The following is a 15,749-nucleotide window of genomic DNA, read 5'->3' as shown; positions in this document are numbered from 1 at the left end:
TGGGGACGGCGGCGGGTCGGAAACCCCGGATTCGCCGGAGGTGCGGGGGTTCAGGGGCGTTCGCGAGTGAGGTGAGCGGCGTTGCAGCCCGCCGGTGACACCGTCATGGTCATCGAACCTGTGTTCGTGGAAGCAGTTGACACCGCGCGTGATCGAAATTATGTTCGACCATGTGACGTGAGGCTCGCGGCTCACGTCGGAAGGACCTGGTCGCGGGCCATGCGCTCCCCCAGCGCGGACCCGCGGTCAGGCTCCGAGGGCGAAGGGCGCGTCCTCGTCGTCGGCGGAGACGAGTGGGCGCGTCCTGGCCGGACGGGGAGAGGGGAAGCTCCTCGTCCGGCCGGCCCGGCGGAAATGTCGGTGGGGTCTGCGATCGTTGACCTCAACGGCGGACACGCCGGGAGTCGCCACGACTCTAGGAGGCGAACGACATGGCACCACGGCCCAGAGAAACGCCCGGGCCCCGGCTATCGCCTGCGGTTCGGGCTCACCTGACGGATTCACGTTCCTGCCTGGCGGAGGCGGCGACGGCTCGCTCCCCGGCATCGCGCTACGTGTCGGCCCACCTGGCCGCCCTGCGCGCCGCCGCGGCGATCCTGGCCGCCCGCCCGCAGCCCACCCAGGGTCGCAGACGCCGCCTGCGCAGCGCATGGGAGCTGCTGCCCGAGACCGAGCCGTCGCTCGCCGACTGGGCGGCCTACTTCGCGGCCAGCGCGGCCAAGCGGGCCGCCGCCGAGGCCGGCCTGGTGCGCGGCGTCAGCGCCACGGACGCCGACGAGCTCCTGGCGGAGGCCGAGACCTTCGTCTGCACGGTCGAGGACATCCTGGGCGTCCCTGCCCAGCCCCAGCTCCCCGTGGACGTGCCCCTGGCGGGTTGACATCCCACCCACCCCCTACGAGCGCCCCGGTCTCCCTGCCGTCCACGCCCTCGCATGAGGAGACGTAACGGGGCCAGGCGCCGGCCGTTCCGGCGGTCACCGCGCCGGTGGGATGTCCGCCGCTTTTTCCGGCACGTTGCTCGCCTTGCCGAGCAGCAGCCGGCCTGCTGTGGGTCCCGAGCCCGCAGTCCTGCGTCCCGCAGACGCCCGCAGTCCTGCGTCCCGCAGACGCCCGTTGAGCTGGAACGCCCCGGGGCCCTGCGCTGCGCACGCGAGCTGCTCGATACACCCGATGGCGGCGAAACCCGCCTCCTCCGCCGTCCGGACGACCCGGCGCATCCCGTAAGGGCGGACGAGGGCGGTCGTAGCGCGCGGGTTGAGGAGGTAGCGCCTGTCAGGCTGCCCGCGAACTGCGCACGTGAGCTGACGCCTGCCGTCTGCCCGCGATCCGCGCACGCGAGCTGACGCCTGCCGACGCCCGTGAGCCGACGCCCGTGAGGCGTCCCCGCGTCGCGACGCTCGTGGGTCGACGCTTGAGCCCGGGACGGGCAAGCCCGATGAAGACACCCCAGATGGGCGGCTCCTGCCAGGCGCTCGCCGAGGTCATAGGCATGTGGTGCCTCATTCTGCTCTGCGCCGGCGCCGAGCCGATGTCGCGGCGAAGCTGTGACGAGGGCGGCCCTGGTTGCCGTGTCGGCTTCGAAAGGGGAGCCGCGCCGCCGGAAGCGTCGGCGGTCATGAGCAGGGAGACAGTATGGGAAAGCGCAGAGCCGGGTTCGCCACCGCTGCGGCGGCCACCGTCCTGGTGGCCCGAGCGGTGTTCCCGGGCGCCGCGTCGGCGGCGGAGCCCGTCGTGTGCACGTACAAGATCACTGCTGGTCACTGGTTCGTGGACCTGGGCAGGAACAAGGTCCGCTGGGCCGTGAAGGGCCAGTTGGAGTCCGGCTATCGGTACAACACCCGCTACTTCGGGTCGGTGCTGTACCGCGCCATGAGGATGAGCCCGGTGTGGGGAGAGGCGGCCAAGATGTCGCTGCAGGCGGGCTCCTGCCGTGAGTAGCGGCACTTCTCCCGTCTCGCGCCCCGGTGGCGATGGCCCGGCGCCGTGACCGCCGGAGGGTCGCGTTTCCCGCGCCCCGCACGGGAGCACGAGGTTGACAGGCGAGTGAAGGGCGCCGGGGACTAAACACGAGGTTTGTTGGATTATCGAGAACCCACTGAGGGAATGGCGGCGGACCGCTTTTTGGGCCCGGCGAAATGTCTGTTGTGCGGGGCTTTGTCAGAAAACAAGCAAGGGGCACGCCCGGATGGGCGCGCCCCTTGCCGCGGCTGTGGGAGCCGGGTCAGAACGTCTCGACCGCCCGGCGGGCCTCGGCGTCGAGGACGCCCCAGCTGATCAGCTCCTCGGTGAGCTCACTCGGCGACTTGTCATAGATCACGGCCAGAGAGCGCAGATCCTCCTGGCGGATCGACAGCACCTTGCCGTTGTAGTCGCCCCGCTGGCTCTGGATCGTGGCGGCGTAGCGGGCCAGCGCCCCCGCCTTCTCCTTGGGCAGCGTGGCCAGCCTCTCCAGGTCGATCACAAGCTTGGGCGTCGGCCCGAGCGGGCTCGGCGCGGCACCGCCGGGCAGCAGCTCGGAGACGGGCACCCCGTAGAAGTCGGCAAGCTCGGCAAGCTTCTGCACCGTGACCGCACGGTCGCCGCGCTCGTACGAGCCCACGACCACGGCCTTCCACCTGCCACGCGACTTCTCCTCGACTCCATGCAGGGACAGGCCCTGCTGGGTGCGGATCGCGCGGAGTCGTGCACCAAGCGACTTTGCGTACTCAGACGGCATCGTGTGGCCCCCCGGCTCCTCGTATCTATAGCTCTCAGTAGATTGTGCTCCCTTGCGGCGAATGCCGTTGCCACCGGGGGTCCGATGCCGCTCGGGCACCAATCGGTAGCGATGGCCCTGGGTTCACCCCAGGACGCCGCGCAGGTGCTGGTTACGCACAGTGACGGTAAAGGGGTCGACGCCTAAGGTCAAGCTGATTGGAAAAAAGATGCCGAATCCGGTCCAGCATGGAACGCCTCATTAGCCCCTTCTGTCCCCGTAGTAACTGTACTTCGTCATAGTTTGCCGAGTAACCACAGCGGTTTCGGCACCGGGGGCGAAGAAGTCAGGCCTGGCGTGTCAGAACCAGGACGGGACAGGTCGCCGCCCGTACGATCTTGATGCTGGTGTCGCCCAGGAACACCCGCCTGAGCGGCCCGGTGCCGCTGGAGGCGCAGATGATCAGCTCGCCCCGCTCCCAGGTGCCCGCCCGCATGGCCGCGGCGACGCTCCGGCCCTCGAACACCTCCACGTCAACCCGGGTGCGCAGCCTCTGTCCGCGGGCGGCGGCGGTCAGGTCGGCCATGGCCTGGTCGCGCATCCCCGTCAGCATCTCCTCGCCCAGCGGGTGCCGGCGGTGAGCCGCCTCGACCAGGGTGACCAGCCGCAGCGGCAGGTCCAGCGCGGCCGCGATCCCGGCCGCCCCCTTGACCGCCGCGTCGGCGCAGCGGCCGCGCCGGTAGGCGAGGGTCAGCCGGGTCAGCTCGGCGGGCGGGTCCTCGGCGTACCCGCGCGGGGCCAGCAGCACGGGCACCGGAGAGGAGTGCAGAAGCTGGTCGGCGGTGCTGCCCAGCGAGATGCGACCCCGCGGGCCGCGCGGCGCCGAGCCGATCACCACCACGTCCGCGCCGCGCTTGCGGGCCAGCTCCACCAGGCCGCGCCCGCTGCCCCGGTGGGTGTAGGCGACCAGGCCCGCTTCGTCGCCGGCGAGCTCGGCCGCCTGCGCCAGCGTGGCCTCGGCCTGCTCCTGGAGGAACGCCGCCCACGCGGTCGCCTCCGCCCGGGCGGGCCCCGGCGTGCTCCACGCGGGCGGCTTCACGAACGCCACCTCCAGGCGGGCGCCGGCCTGCCGGGCCAGCAGTACGGCCACCGCCAGGCCGTCGCGGCCACGAGGCTCGGGGACGAACCCGCTCAGCACATTCTCGATCTTCATCTAGGGCACCTCGGCGTTCAGCCGCGAGTGGCGGTAGCCGTACAGGAAATAGCAGAGCAGCCCGGCCAGCATCCACAGCCCGAACGCGACCCAGGTGACGCCGGCCAGCCCGCCCATCACCAGGAAGCAGAACACCACCCCCAGCGCCGGGGTGACGGGGAAGAACGGCGTGCGGAAGCCGCGCGGCAGGCCGGGGCTGCGGTAGCGGAGCACCAGCACGCCCGCGTTCACGATCGCGAACGCGAACAGCGTGCCGATGCTGGTCGCCTCCACGAGATGGCCGAGCGGCAGAAGCCCGGCCAGCACGCAGACGAAGGCGGTGACGATGAGAGTGTTGGCCGCCGGCACCTGCCGCCTGGGGCTCACCCGCTGGAACACGCGCGGGACGAGCCCGTCGCGTGACATGGCGAACAGGATGCGCGTCTGCCCGTACATGACCGTGAGCACCACGCTGGCGATGGCGATGACCGCGCCGAAGGAGATGATCAGGCCCGCCCAGGTCGAGCCGGTGGCCAGGTCGGCGATGAGCGACAGGCTGGCCTCGGTGCCCTCGGGGTTGAAGTCGGTCCACGGCATCGCGCCGATCGCGGCCACGGCCACCAGCACGTAGACGACGGTCACGATGACCAGCGACAGCACGATGGCCAGGGGCAGGTCGCGCCTGGGGTTCCTGGCCTCCTCGCCGGCCGTCGAGGCGGCGTCGAAGCCGATGTAGGAGAAGAACACCTGCGAGGCCGCCGCCGTGATGCCGGCCACGCCCATCGGCGCGAACGGCGCGAAGTTCCCCGCGCTGAAGCCGGTGAACGCCACCAGGCAGAAGAACAGCAGCACCGCTATCTTGATCAGCACGAACACCACGTTCGCCGCCGCGCTCTCGGAGGCCCCGCGCAGCAGCACCCAGGTGGCCAGCACCACGATGAGGATGGCGGTGAGGTTGACCACGCCGCCGTCCTGGCCGGGTGACCGGGTGATCGCGTCGGGCAGCGTCCAGCCGGCCAGGCTCCGCAGGAACGCGTTGAGATACTCGCCCCAGCCGACCGCCACGGCCGCCACCGAGACCGCGTACTCCAGCATCAGGCACCACCCGCACACCCAGGCGACCAGTTCGCCCAGCGTCGCGTACGCGTAGGAGTAGGACGACCCGGACACCGGGATGGTCCCGGCGAGCTCCGCGTACGAGAGCGCGGAGAACAGCGCGGTGATCGCGGCCAGCACGAACGCCAGGACCACCGACGGGCCCGCCTTGGGCACGGCCTCGCCCAGGATGACGAAGATGCCGGTGCCGAGGGTGGCGCCGACGCTGAACAGCGTCAGCTGCCACAGCCCCATCGTGCGGCGCAGCTCGCCGCCCTCGCCGCGGCCGCTCTCGGCGACGAGCCGCTCGGTGGGCTTGGTCCTGAAGAGCCGTCGCACGACCGCCATGACTGCCTCCTAGAGCGTGCCGGTCCGCGGCCAGCGCGCGTTGGGCGTCACGATCGTGCCGGCGTCGCCGGCCAGGATCCGCTCAGCCTGGTCGAGCCGGCCGATGGCGGCCATGTCGCCGGTGTGCTCCACGAACCGGCAGGCCGCCTCCACCTTGGGGCCCATCGACCCGGCCGGCAGGTCCAGCGCGCGCAGCTCGTGCGGGGTGGTGTGCGCGATCCCGGACTCGCGCGGGGTGCCGAAGTCGCGCATCACGCGGGGCACGTCGGTCAAGCTCAGGAACGCGTCGCACTCCAGCGCCTCGGCCAGGAGCGACGCGGTCAGGTCCTTGTCGACGACCGCCTCGACGCCGGTGAGCCGGCCGCGCTCGTCGCGGATCACCGGGACACCGCCGCCGCCCGCGCAGACCACCACCACGCCCTCGCGCGCCATCCGGCGGATCAGCCGGGTCTCCACGACCCGCCGCGGGGTGGGGGAGGGGACCACCCGCCGCCAGTGCTCCCCGTCGGGCTTGACCGTCCAGCCGTGCTCGCGGGCCAGCTTCTCGGCCTCGTCCCGCTCGTACACCTGCCCGACGAACTTGGCGGGGTCGCGGAAGGCCGGGTCGACGGCCGACACGAGCGTCTGCGTGACCATGGCGATGACCTGCCGGCCGGGCAGCGCGTTCTGCAGGGCCTGCAGGATCCAGTAGCCGATCATGCCCTGGGTCTGCGCGACCAGCGTGTCGAACGGGTAGGGCCGGCTCAGGCCGGGGTCGGCGGCGCTCTGCAGGGCCAGCATGCCGACCTGGGGGCCGTTGCCGTGGGTGATGATCAGCTCGTGCCCGGCCGCGAGCCCGGCCAGCGTCCTGATCGAGGAGTTCACCTCGGCGATCTGCGTATCGGCGTCGGGCCGCCGGCCCCGCCGCAGGACCGCGTTGCCTCCCAGCGCGACGATGACCCGCACGGCTCAGATCCCGTCCCGTTCGAGGGGGCAGCTCATGCAGCGCGGGCCGCCTCGGCCGCGCCCCAGCTCGCTCCCGCGGATGGTGATCACCTCGACGCCGTTCTGGCGCAGGTGGTTGTTCGTGGTGGTGTTGCGCTCGTACGCGATCACCACGCCGGGCTCGACGGCCAGCACGTTGCAGCCGTCGTCCCACTGCTCCCGCTCGGCGGCGTAGACGTCCTGGGTGGCGGTGAGCACCTTGATGTCGTCGAGGTCCAGGGCGCGGGCGATGGCCCGGTGCATGTCGCGCGGCGGGTGGTCGGTGACCTTCAGCTCCTTCTCGGTGTCGCCGGGCTCGATCGTGTAGGAGGGCAGCATGCCGAGGCCCGCGTACTTGGTGAACACGCCGACGTCCACCATCGTCATCACCGTGTCCAGGTGCATGAACGCGCGGGTGCGGGGCATACGCAGCGCCACGATCCGGCTCGCCGAGCCCGTCCGGAACAGCCGCCTGGCCAGCATCTCGACCGTCTGCGGCTGGGTGCGCTCGCTCATCCCGACCAGCACCGCGCCGCGCCCGATCACCAGCACGTCGCCGCCCTCGATCGTGGCCGGCGCGATCGCCTGCCCCGGCAGCCAGACCCGGAAGCCGCCCGGCCGGTCGAAGCCGGAGGCGAACATCGGGTGGAAGGCGTAGACCGCCTCCATGTGCACGGTCTCGCGCATCCGGGCCTTCTTGCGCATCGCGTTGACCGACACCCCGTCGTACACCCAGCAGGACGGGTCGCGGGTGAACAGGTGGTTGGGCAGCGGCGGCAGCACGAAGTCGTCGTCGTCGAGCGAGTGGTAGGCCACCGACGTGGGGTCGCAGTCGCGTTCGAGCAGGTCCCGCTTGGTGATGCCGCCGGTCAGGAACAGCTGCAGGGTGGCCGCGTCCATCGCGTCCAGCGTGTTGCGCACGTCGTCGACCGCCAGCGGGCCGAGGAAGCGCTCGTCCACGGTCTTGTCCAGGATGTGGCGGCGCGCCTCGGGGATCTCGACCGTCTCCCTGATCAGCTCGTCCAGCAGATGGACCCGCACGCCCCGCTCGCGCAGCACCCGCTGGAACTCCTCGTGCTCCTCCACCGCCCGCTGCACCCACAGCACCTCGTCGAACAGGAACGCTTCCTTGTTGGAAGGCGTGAGCCGCTTCAGCGCGAGGTCGGGCCGGTGCAGCAGCACCTGCCGGAGGGCGCCCACCTCGGAGTCCACATGGAAGGTCATTGTGTCTCTATCCCCAGGCTCGTCCCGGGATCACCTCGATAGGCGGGGTGGGGCGTCCCGTTCCGGCAGGTGGCGCCTGGTACTGTGTGTCGCGACCAACACCCTTTAAGACCCGTCCAGTGAGGCGGGAAAGGTGGTGAGATTCCGGCATGTCCGAATCCAGGGCCGTTCTCGAGGGCCCGGACATCCATCGGGCGCTGACCCGCATCGCCCATGAGATCCTCGAACGCACCAAAGGCGCCGACGAAGTCGTCCTGATCGGCGTCCCCACCCGCGGCGTGACCCTCGCCCGCCGGCTCGGGGAGCGCATCGAGCAGTTCGAAGGGGTCAAGATCCCCGTCGGCTCGATCGACATCACGATGCACCGTGACGACCTGCGCCAGGGCCCCGCCCGGCCGCTCGGCCGCACCGATCTCCCGCCCGACGGCGTCGACGGCAAGATCGTGGTGCTCGTCGACGACGTCCTCTACTCCGGCCGCACCGTCCGCGCCGCGCTCGACGCGCTCAGCGAGTTCGGGCGCCCGGCCGCCGTCCAGCTCGCCATCCTGGTCGACCGCGGCCACCGCGAGCTGCCCATCCGCGCCGACTACGTCGGCAAGAACCTTCCCACGGCCAAGAGCGAGAAGGTGAAGGTGTCCCTGCGGGAGACCGACGGGCGCGACGCCGTGATCCTCAGGAAGGGGGACGCCAGGTGAACCGCGACCTCATCTCCGCCGGCGACCTCACCCGTGACGACGCGCTGCTCATCCTCGACACCGCCGAGGAGCTGGCGAGGGTCTCGGAACGTTCCATCAAGAAGCTGCCCACGCTGCGCGGCCGCACGGTCGTCAACCTGTTCTTCGAGGACTCGACCCGGACCCGCATCTCCTTCGAGGCGGCGGCGAAGCGGCTGTCCGCCGATGTGATCAACTTCTCCGCCAAAGGGTCCAGCGTCTCCAAAGGAGAGTCGCTCAAGGACACCGCGCTCACCCTGGAGGCGATGGGCGCCGACGCCGTCGTGATCCGCCACGCGGCCTCCGGAGCCCCGCACCGGCTGGCCACCTGGGTCCACGGCAGCGTGGTCAACGCCGGCGACGGCACCCACGAGCACCCCACCCAGGCGCTGCTCGACGCCTTCTCGATGCGCCGCCGCCTGGGCGGCCTCGACGGGCGCAAGATCGCCATCGTGGGCGACGTGCTCCACAGCCGGGTCGCCCGCTCCAACGTGCTGCTGCTGCACACCCTCGGCGCCGAGGTCACGCTGGTGGCGCCGCCCACCCTGCTGCCCGTCGCGGTCGACATCTGGCCGTGCGCGGTCTCGTACGACCTCGACGCCGTGCTGCCCAAGTCCGACGCGGTCATGATGCTGCGGGTGCAGAAGGAGCGGATGAACGCCTCCTACTTCCCGAGCGAGCGCGAATACTCCCGCCGCTACGGCCTCGACCGCGACCGGTTCGCCAAGATGCCCGACGACGCCATCGTGATGCACCCCGGCCCGATGAACCGGGGCATGGAGATCGCCGCCGAGGTGGCCGACTCCCCGCGCTCGACCATCGTCGAGCAGGTCGCCAACGGGGTGACCATCCGCATGGCCGTGCTCTATCTGCTACTCGGGGGAGACACAGCGTGAGTGAGCGAAGCGAGCGAACAAATAGGCACAGCATCATCATGATCGTCGTGCCGACGAAGGAGGCATGATGATCATCCGAAACCTACGCATCCTGGGTGGTGAGCCGGTCGACGTCCGCGTCGGCGACGGCGTCATCGCCGAGGTCGGCGCGGGCCTGACCGGCGAGGGAGAGGAGATCGACGGCGGCGGCGCGATCGCCCTGCCCGGCCTCGTCGACCTGCACACCCACCTGCGCGAGCCCGGCCGCGAGGACGCCGAGACCGTCGAGACCGGCACCCGTTCCGCCGCCCGCGGCGGCTACACCGCGGTGCACGCCATGGCCAACACCTCCCCGGTCGCCGACACGGCCGGCGTGGTCGAGCAGGTGTGGCGGCTCGGCCACGAGCACGGCCACTGCGACGTGCAGCCCGTCGGCGCCGTCACCCTCGGGCTGGAGGGCCGCCAGCTCGCCGAGCTGGGCGCGATGGCCGACTCCGCGGCCCGCGTCCGCGTCTTCTCCGACGACGGCAAGTGCGTCTCCGACGCGGTGCTCATGCGCCGCGCCCTGGAGTACGTCAAGGCGTTCGACGGAGTCGTCGCCCAGCACGCCCAGGAGCCCAGGCTCACCGAGGGCGCGCAGATGAACGAGGGCGTCGTCTCCGGCCGGCTCGGCCTCACCGGCTGGCCCGCCGTCGCCGAGGAGGCGATCATCGCCCGCGACTGCCTGCTGGCCGCGCACGTCGGCTCCCGCCTGCACGTCTGCCACGTCTCCACCGCCGGGTCGGTCGAGATCCTGCGCTGGGCCAAGTCCAAGGGCTGGGACGTCACCGCCGAGGTGACCCCCCACCACCTCCTGCTCACCGACGAGCTGGTCGAGGACTCGCCGGTCGGCGCCTACAACCCCATCTACAAGGTCAACCCGCCGCTGCGCACCCGCGCCGACGTCGAGGCGCTGCGCGAGGCCCTCGCCGACGGCACGATCGACGTCGTCGCCACCGACCACGCCCCCCACCCGGTGGAGGACAAGGAGAGCGAGTGGTCGGCCGCCGCCATGGGCATGATCGGCCTGGAGACCGCGCTCAGCGTGGTGCAGGAGACCATGGTCGACACCGGCCTGCTCGACTGGCCCGGCGTCGCCGAGCGCATGTCGTACGCTCCCGCCCGCATCGGCCGGCTGACCGGCCACGGCCACCCGATCGAGGCCGGCGCCCCCGCCAACCTCACCCTCTACGACCCCTCCCACCGCAGCCCGGTGGACCCGTCGTCCTTCGCCTCCAGGAGCCGCAACACCCCCTACACCGGGCTGACCCTGCCCGGGCGGGTGGTGGCGACGTTCCTGCGCGGCAAGCCCACCGTCCTCGAAGGGAAGCTGGTGTGACCAGAGCCGTGCTCGTACTGGAGGACGGTCGCGTCTTCCACGGAACCTCTTACGGCGCCGAAGGCGAGACGTTCGGCGAGATGGTCTTCAACACCGGCATGACCGGCTACCAGGAGACGCTCACCGACCCGTCCTACCACCGCCAGATCGTCGCCATGACCGCCCCGCACATCGGCAACACCGGCGTCAACGACGAGGACCCGGAGTCCGGCCGCGTCTGGGTCGCCGGTTACGTCGTGCGCGAGCCGTCCCGGGTGGTGTCCAACTGGCGGGCCACCCGTTCGCTCGGCGACTACCTGAAGGACCAGGGCGTCGTCGGCATCGCCATCCCCGGCACCCGCGCGCTCACCCGCCACCTGCGCGAGCGCGGCGCCATGCGGGCCGGCATCTTCTCCCGCCCGGCGAGGCCGGTCGAGGAACTGGTCGAGCGGGTGCGCACGGCGCCTTCGATGGTGGGCGCCGACCTGACCGGCGAGGTCGCCACCACCGAGCCGTACGTCGTGCCCGCGATCGGGCCGAAGCTCTACACCGTGGCAGCGATCGACCTCGGCATGAAGGCCATGACCCCGCAGCGGATGGCCGAGCGCGGCTGCGAGGTGCACGTGCTGCCCGCCACCGCCACCTTCGACGACATGATGGCCGTCCGCCCCGACGGCGTGTTCTTCTCCAACGGCCCAGGCGACCCGGCGACCGCCGACGTGAGCGCGCTGCGGAAGGTGCTGGAGGCGAAGGTCCCGTTCTTCGGCATCTGCTTCGGCAACCAGCTCTTCGGCCGGGCGCTCGGCCTGTCCACCTACAAGCTGCGCTACGGCCACCGCGGCGTCAACCAGCCGGTCCAGGACGTCCGCACCGGCAAGGTGGAGATCTCCTCCCACAACCACGGGTTCGCCGTCGAGGCGCCGCTCGGCGGGCCGTTCGAGACCCCCTACGGGCTCGCCGAGGTCAGCCACGTCAACCTCAACGACCGCTGCGTGGAAGGACTGCGCCTGCTCGACGGGCGCGCCTTCAGCGTCCAGTACCACCCCGAGGCCGCCGCCGGGCCCCACGACGCCGCTTACCTGTTCGACGAGTTCTGCGAGGTCATGAACCGTGCCCAAGCGTGACGACATCAGGTCCGTGCTGGTGATCGGCTCCGGGCCGATCGTGATCGGGCAGGCGTGCGAGTTCGACTACTCGGGCACCCAGGCCTGCCGCGTGCTGCGGGCCGAGGGCTTCCGGGTGATCCTGGTCAACAGCAACCCGGCCACGATCATGACCGACCCCGAGTTCGCCGACGCCACCTACGTCGAGCCGATCACCCCCGAGTTCGTCGAGAAGATCATCTCCAAGGAGCGGCCCGACGCGCTGCTGCCCACCCTCGGCGGCCAGACCGCGCTCAACACCGCGGTCGCGCTGCACGAGGCGGGCGTCCTGGAGCGCTACGGGGTCGAGCTGATCGGCGCCGACTTCGACGCCATCCAGGCGGGCGAGAACCGCGAGCGGTTCAAGGAGATCGTCGCCAAGGTCGCCGCCGAGCGCGGCCTGAACGCCGAGTCGGCCCGCTCGGTCATCTGCCACACCATGGACGAGGTGCTGGCCGGAGCCGGAGAGCTGGGCTACCCGCTGGTCGTGCGGCCGTCGTTCACCATGGGCGGCGCCGGGTCCGGGTTCGCCTACGACGAGGCCGGCCTGCGGCGCATCGCCGGGGCCGGGCTCGACGCCTCCCCGACCACCGAGGTGCTCCTGGAGGAGTCCATCCTCGGCTGGAAGGAGTACGAACTGGAGGTGATGCGCGACAAGAACGACAACGTGGTCATCGTGTGCTCCATCGAGAACATCGACCCGATGGGCGTCCACACCGGAGACAGCGTCACCGTCGCGCCCGCGCTCACCCTCACCGACCGCGAATACCAGAACATGCGCGACGTGGCCATCGCGGTCATCCGCGAGGTCGGCGTCGACACCGGCGGCTGCAACATCCAGTTCGCGGTCGACCCGCGCACCGGCCGGATGATCGTCATCGAGATGAACCCGCGCGTGTCGCGCTCCTCGGCGCTGGCCTCCAAGGCGACCGGCTTCCCGATCGCGAAGATCGCCGCCAAGCTGGCCATCGGCTACACGCTCGACGAGATCCCCAACGACATCACCAAGGAGACCCCGGCCTCCTTCGAGCCCACCCTCGACTACATCGTGGTCAAGGTCCCCCGGTTCGCGTTCGAGAAGTTCAGCGGCGCCGACCGCACCCTCACCACCCACATGAAGTCGGTGGGCGAGGCCATGGCCATCGGCCGCTCCTTCACCGAGGCGCTGCAGAAGGCGCTGCGCTCGCTGGAGAAGAAGGACTCCTCCTTCTCCTGGACCGGCGACCCCGGCGCCAAGGACGAGCTGCTGGCCGCCGCCGGCACCCCGCACGACGGCCGGCTGCGCACCGTGCAGCAGGCCATCCGGGCCGGCGCCACGGCGGAGGAGCTCTACGAGTCCACCGGCATCGACCCGTGGTTCCTCGACCAGCTCTACCAGCTCGACGAGCAGGCCCGCGCCGTCGCCGGCGCGCCCGAGCTGACCGCCGACGTGCTGGCCACGGCCAAGAGCCACGGCTTCAGCGACGCCCAGATCGCCGAGATCCGGGGCATCGACGAGGCCCGCGTCCGCGACCTGCGCCACGCGCTCGGCCTGCGGCCCGTCTACAACACCGTCGACACCTGCGCCGCCGAGTTCGCCGCCAAGACGCCCTACCTCTACTCCACCTACGACGAGGAGAGCGAGGTCCCGACCGGCACCCGGCAGAAGGTGATCATCCTCGGCTCCGGGCCCAACCGCATCGGCCAGGGCATCGAGTTCGACTACGCGTGCGTGCACGCCTCCTTCGAGCTGTCCAGGGCCGGGTTCGAGACCGTCATGGTCAACTGCAACCCGGAGACCGTCTCCACCGACTACGACACCTCCGACCGGCTCTACTTCGAGCCGCTCACCCTGGAGGACGTCCTGGAGGTGGTGCACGCCGAGCAGCAGACCGGCCCCGTCGCCGGCGTCATCGTGCAGCTCGGCGGGCAGACGCCGCTCGGCCTGGCCCAGGCGCTCAAGGACGCCGGCGTGCCCGTCGTCGGCACCTCGCCCGAGTCCATCCACCTGGCCGAGGAGCGCGGCGCGTTCGGGCGGGTGCTGGCCGAGGCCGGGCTGCCCGCGCCCAGGCACGGCGTCGCCACCACCGTCGCCGGGGCCGTCGAGGTCGCCGCCGACATCGGCTACCCGGTGCTCGTGCGTCCCTCGTACGTGCTCGGCGGCGCCGGCATGGCCATCGTGTACGACGACGAGACGCTCACCCGCTACATGGCCGCCCAGGAGGGCGGCCACCCGGTGCTCGTCGACAAGTTCCTGGACGAGGCCGTCGAGATCGACGTCGACGCCCTCTACGACGGCGAGGAGCTCTACCTCGGCGGCGTGATGGAGCACATCGAGGAGGCCGGCATCCACTCCGGCGACTCGGCGTGCGCGCTGCCGCCCATCACGCTGGGCAGCGCCGACATCAAGCGCATCCGCACCGCCACCGAGTCCATCGCGCGCGGCGTCGGCGTGCGGGGCCTGCTCAACGTCCAGTACGCGATCTCGGCCGGGGTGCTGTACGTGCTGGAGGCCAACCCGCGCGCCAGCCGCACCGTCCCGTTCGTGTCGAAGGCGACCGCGGTGCCGCTGGCCAAGGCGGCGGCCCGGATCATGCTCGGCGCCACGCTGCGCGAGCTGCGCGCCGAGGGCATGCTCCCGGCCGGGGGCGACGGCGGCACGCTCCCCCTGGACGCGTCCATCGCGGTCAAGGAGGCGGTGCTGCCGTTCAACCGGTTCCACGGCGTCGACATCGTGCTCGGGCCCGAGATGCGCTCCACCGGCGAGGTCATGGGCATCGACGCGTTCTTCGGCGTGGCCTTCGCCAAGTCCCAGGCGGCCGCCTACGGCGAACTCCCGACGAAGGGACGCGCGTTCGTATCCGTGGCCAACAGGGACAAGCGTGCCATGATCTTCCCTGTGAGGGCGCTGGCCGACCTCGGTTTCGAGATCCTCGCCACCGAGGGCACCGCCGAGGTGCTGCGCCGCAACGGCGTCCATGCCAAGATCGTGCGCAAGCACGGCGAGGGGACCGGTCCAGGAGGTGAACCCACCAGCGTGCAGGCCATCCTCGACGGGGAGATCGACCTGATCGTCAACACCCCGTTCGACAGTCCCGGCCAGGCCGGGTCGCGGCTCGACGGCTACGAGATCCGCACGGCCGCCGTGCTGCGCGGCATCCCGTGCATCACCACGGTGGCGGGGCTCGCCGCCGCCGCGGCCGGCATCCAGGCCATCGTGCGGGGCGACGTCGGCGTACGGTCCCTCCAGGAGCACGCGAAGGCACTACGGGGCTGACACCCCCGGGAGGTGAAGCAGACTGGCCGGCACTCCGGTGCAGGTGACGGGCACGGTGCTGACGACGCGCCGGGTCGACGCCTACCATGCGCTGACCGTGGTGGCGCCCGGCATCGCCGAGCGTCACCGCCCCGGCCACTTCGTCTCCGTCGCGGTCGGGGGCGCGCACTCGTCCATGGTGACGCGGCGCGCCCTGACCGTCCACGACGTCAAGGCCGACTACGGCGGCACGGTCGAGCTGGTCTTCACCGTGCGCGGCCCGGGCACCGCGTGGCTGGCCGAGCGCCGCGCCCGCGACACGCTCGACCTGGTCGGGCCGCTCGGACGGCCGTTCCCGCTGCCCCGTGACCCGGTCCACTGCGTGCTGGTCGGCGCCGAGTACGGCTCGGCCGTGCTGTTCCCGCTGGCCGACATGCTGCTGGAGCGAGGCTGCCGGGTCGACTTCGTGCTCGGCGCGGCCAGCGCCGACCGGGTGTTCGGGGCCATGCGGGCCCGGCGCATGGCCGAGACCACCACGCTGACCACCGAGGACGGCTCGCTCGGGCTGCGCGGCAGGGTCACCGACGCGCTCCCGTCGGTGATCGCCGACACGCGGGCCGACGCCGTCTACGCGTGCGGGCCGATGGAGTCGCTGCGCGCCGTCACGGCCGTCGCGATGGAGTTCGACATCCCCGTCCAGGTGGCGGTGGAGGAGTCCATGGCGTGCGGCATCGGCGTCTGCATGACGTGCGTGCTGCCGGTCATCGGCGACGACGGCGCCACCCGGATGGTCCGCGCCTGCGCCGAGGGCCCGGTGTTCCGCGGTGAGCGGGTGCGCTTCGAGGACGTCGGGACGATCCCGTTCGACGCGCTCGGCGCCCCCGGAGGCGGTGCCCGCCATGCCGGATAG

At 71.4% G+C, this 15,749-nt stretch carries 13 protein-coding genes; 8 read left to right on the top strand and 5 right to left on the bottom strand.

Annotated features, from left to right (window positions below):
* Window positions 1–431: 431 nt before the first annotated feature.
* Window positions 432–878 carry an SAV_6107 family HEPN domain-containing protein gene (locus ACIBF7_RS13135; protein ID WP_271275335.1) on the top strand — a complete coding sequence of 149 codons (447 nt, stop codon included), beginning with the start codon at window positions 432–434 and terminating at the stop codon, window positions 876–878.
* 754 nt (window positions 879–1,632) lie between these two features.
* Window positions 1,633–1,938: a hypothetical protein gene (locus tag ACIBF7_RS13130; protein WP_364227091.1), complete on the top strand. Its 306-nt coding sequence runs from the start codon at window positions 1,633–1,635 to the stop codon at window positions 1,936–1,938.
* 283 nt (window positions 1,939–2,221) lie between these two features.
* On the opposite strand, the gene ACIBF7_RS13125 is transcribed toward ACIBF7_RS13130, so the two are convergent.
* The 5 genes from ACIBF7_RS13125 to ACIBF7_RS13105 all read right to left on the bottom strand — a co-directional run bounded on the left by ACIBF7_RS13125 (window position 2,222) and on the right by ACIBF7_RS13105 (window position 7,517).
* Window positions 2,222–2,716: a transcriptional regulator gene (locus tag ACIBF7_RS13125; RefSeq protein WP_148032734.1), complete on the bottom strand. Its 495-nt coding sequence runs from the start codon at window positions 2,714–2,716 to the stop codon at window positions 2,222–2,224.
* Between the two features lie 325 nt (window positions 2,717–3,041).
* On the bottom strand, window positions 3,042–3,908 hold the full coding sequence (locus ACIBF7_RS13120) for a universal stress protein (protein WP_271275333.1): 867 nt from the start codon (window positions 3,906–3,908) through the stop codon (window positions 3,042–3,044).
* On the bottom strand, window positions 3,909–5,330 hold the full coding sequence (locus ACIBF7_RS13115) for an amino acid permease (RefSeq protein WP_219543383.1): 1,422 nt from the start codon (window positions 5,328–5,330) through the stop codon (window positions 3,909–3,911). It abuts the gene before it with no gap.
* A 9-nt stretch (window positions 5,331–5,339) separates the two neighbouring features.
* Complete coding sequence (gene arcC / locus ACIBF7_RS13110) at window positions 5,340–6,275, bottom strand: carbamate kinase (protein ID WP_271275332.1); 936 nt, start codon at window positions 6,273–6,275, stop codon at window positions 5,340–5,342.
* Between the two features lie 3 nt (window positions 6,276–6,278).
* Window positions 6,279–7,517: an arginine deiminase gene (locus tag ACIBF7_RS13105; RefSeq protein ID WP_148032730.1), complete on the bottom strand. Its 1,239-nt coding sequence runs from the start codon at window positions 7,515–7,517 to the stop codon at window positions 6,279–6,281.
* 149 nt (window positions 7,518–7,666) lie between these two features.
* On the opposite strand from ACIBF7_RS13105, the gene pyrR reads away from it, so the two are divergent.
* The 6 genes from pyrR to ACIBF7_RS13075 all read left to right on the top strand — a co-directional run bounded on the left by pyrR (window position 7,667) and on the right by ACIBF7_RS13075 (window position 15,749).
* On the top strand, window positions 7,667–8,212 hold the full coding sequence (pyrR, locus tag ACIBF7_RS13100; protein WP_148032729.1) for a bifunctional pyr operon transcriptional regulator/uracil phosphoribosyltransferase PyrR: 546 nt from the start codon (window positions 7,667–7,669) through the stop codon (window positions 8,210–8,212).
* Window positions 8,209–9,126 carry an aspartate carbamoyltransferase catalytic subunit gene (locus tag ACIBF7_RS13095; protein ID WP_148032728.1) on the top strand — a complete coding sequence of 306 codons (918 nt, stop codon included), beginning with the start codon at window positions 8,209–8,211 and terminating at the stop codon, window positions 9,124–9,126. Before pyrR ends, ACIBF7_RS13095 begins: the two co-directional genes overlap by 4 nt.
* A 64-nt stretch (window positions 9,127–9,190) precedes the next feature.
* Window positions 9,191–10,483 (top strand): dihydroorotase, encoded by a 1,293-nt coding sequence (locus ACIBF7_RS13090; protein ID WP_271275330.1) that lies wholly within the window; start codon window positions 9,191–9,193, stop codon window positions 10,481–10,483.
* Window positions 10,480–11,586 (top strand): glutamine-hydrolyzing carbamoyl-phosphate synthase small subunit, encoded by a 1,107-nt coding sequence (carA, locus tag ACIBF7_RS13085; protein ID WP_271275329.1) that lies wholly within the window; start codon window positions 10,480–10,482, stop codon window positions 11,584–11,586. The genes ACIBF7_RS13090 and carA overlap by 4 nt, the downstream gene beginning before the upstream one ends.
* On the top strand, window positions 11,573–14,860 hold the full coding sequence (gene carB / locus ACIBF7_RS13080; protein ID WP_364227101.1) for a carbamoyl-phosphate synthase large subunit: 3,288 nt from the start codon (window positions 11,573–11,575) through the stop codon (window positions 14,858–14,860). The genes carA and carB overlap by 14 nt, the downstream gene beginning before the upstream one ends.
* A 22-nt stretch (window positions 14,861–14,882) precedes the next feature.
* Entirely contained in the window at window positions 14,883–15,749 is an 867-nt protein-coding gene (locus tag ACIBF7_RS13075; RefSeq protein ID WP_148032724.1) for a dihydroorotate dehydrogenase electron transfer subunit, read from the top strand.

Source organism: Nonomuraea sp. NPDC050478, from assembly GCF_044458265.1.
GTDB classification, from domain to species: Bacteria; Actinomycetota; Actinomycetes; order Streptosporangiales; family Streptosporangiaceae; genus Nonomuraea; species Nonomuraea ferruginea.
This window is presented reverse-complemented; position numbering and strand designations above follow the sequence as displayed.

Excerpts from the sequence above, each read along its gene's own strand:
- pyrR (WP_148032729.1), top strand. The coding sequence starts at position 7,667 with ATGTCCGAATCCAGGGCCGTTCTCGAGGGCCCGGACATCCATCGGGCG.
- ACIBF7_RS13125 (WP_148032734.1), bottom strand. The coding sequence starts at position 2,716 with ATGCCGTCTGAGTACGCAAAGTCGCTTGGTGCACGACTCCGCGCGATC.
- ACIBF7_RS13120 (WP_271275333.1), bottom strand. The coding sequence starts at position 3,908 with ATGAAGATCGAGAATGTGCTGAGCGGGTTCGTCCCCGAGCCTCGTGGC.
- ACIBF7_RS13090 (WP_271275330.1), top strand. The coding sequence starts at position 9,191 with ATGATGATCATCCGAAACCTACGCATCCTGGGTGGTGAGCCGGTCGAC.
- ACIBF7_RS13135 (WP_271275335.1), top strand. The coding sequence starts at position 432 with ATGGCACCACGGCCCAGAGAAACGCCCGGGCCCCGGCTATCGCCTGCG.
- ACIBF7_RS13130 (WP_364227091.1), top strand. The coding sequence starts at position 1,633 with ATGGGAAAGCGCAGAGCCGGGTTCGCCACCGCTGCGGCGGCCACCGTC.
- ACIBF7_RS13105 (WP_148032730.1), bottom strand. The coding sequence starts at position 7,517 with ATGACCTTCCATGTGGACTCCGAGGTGGGCGCCCTCCGGCAGGTGCTG.
- ACIBF7_RS13115 (WP_219543383.1), bottom strand. The coding sequence starts at position 5,330 with ATGGCGGTCGTGCGACGGCTCTTCAGGACCAAGCCCACCGAGCGGCTC.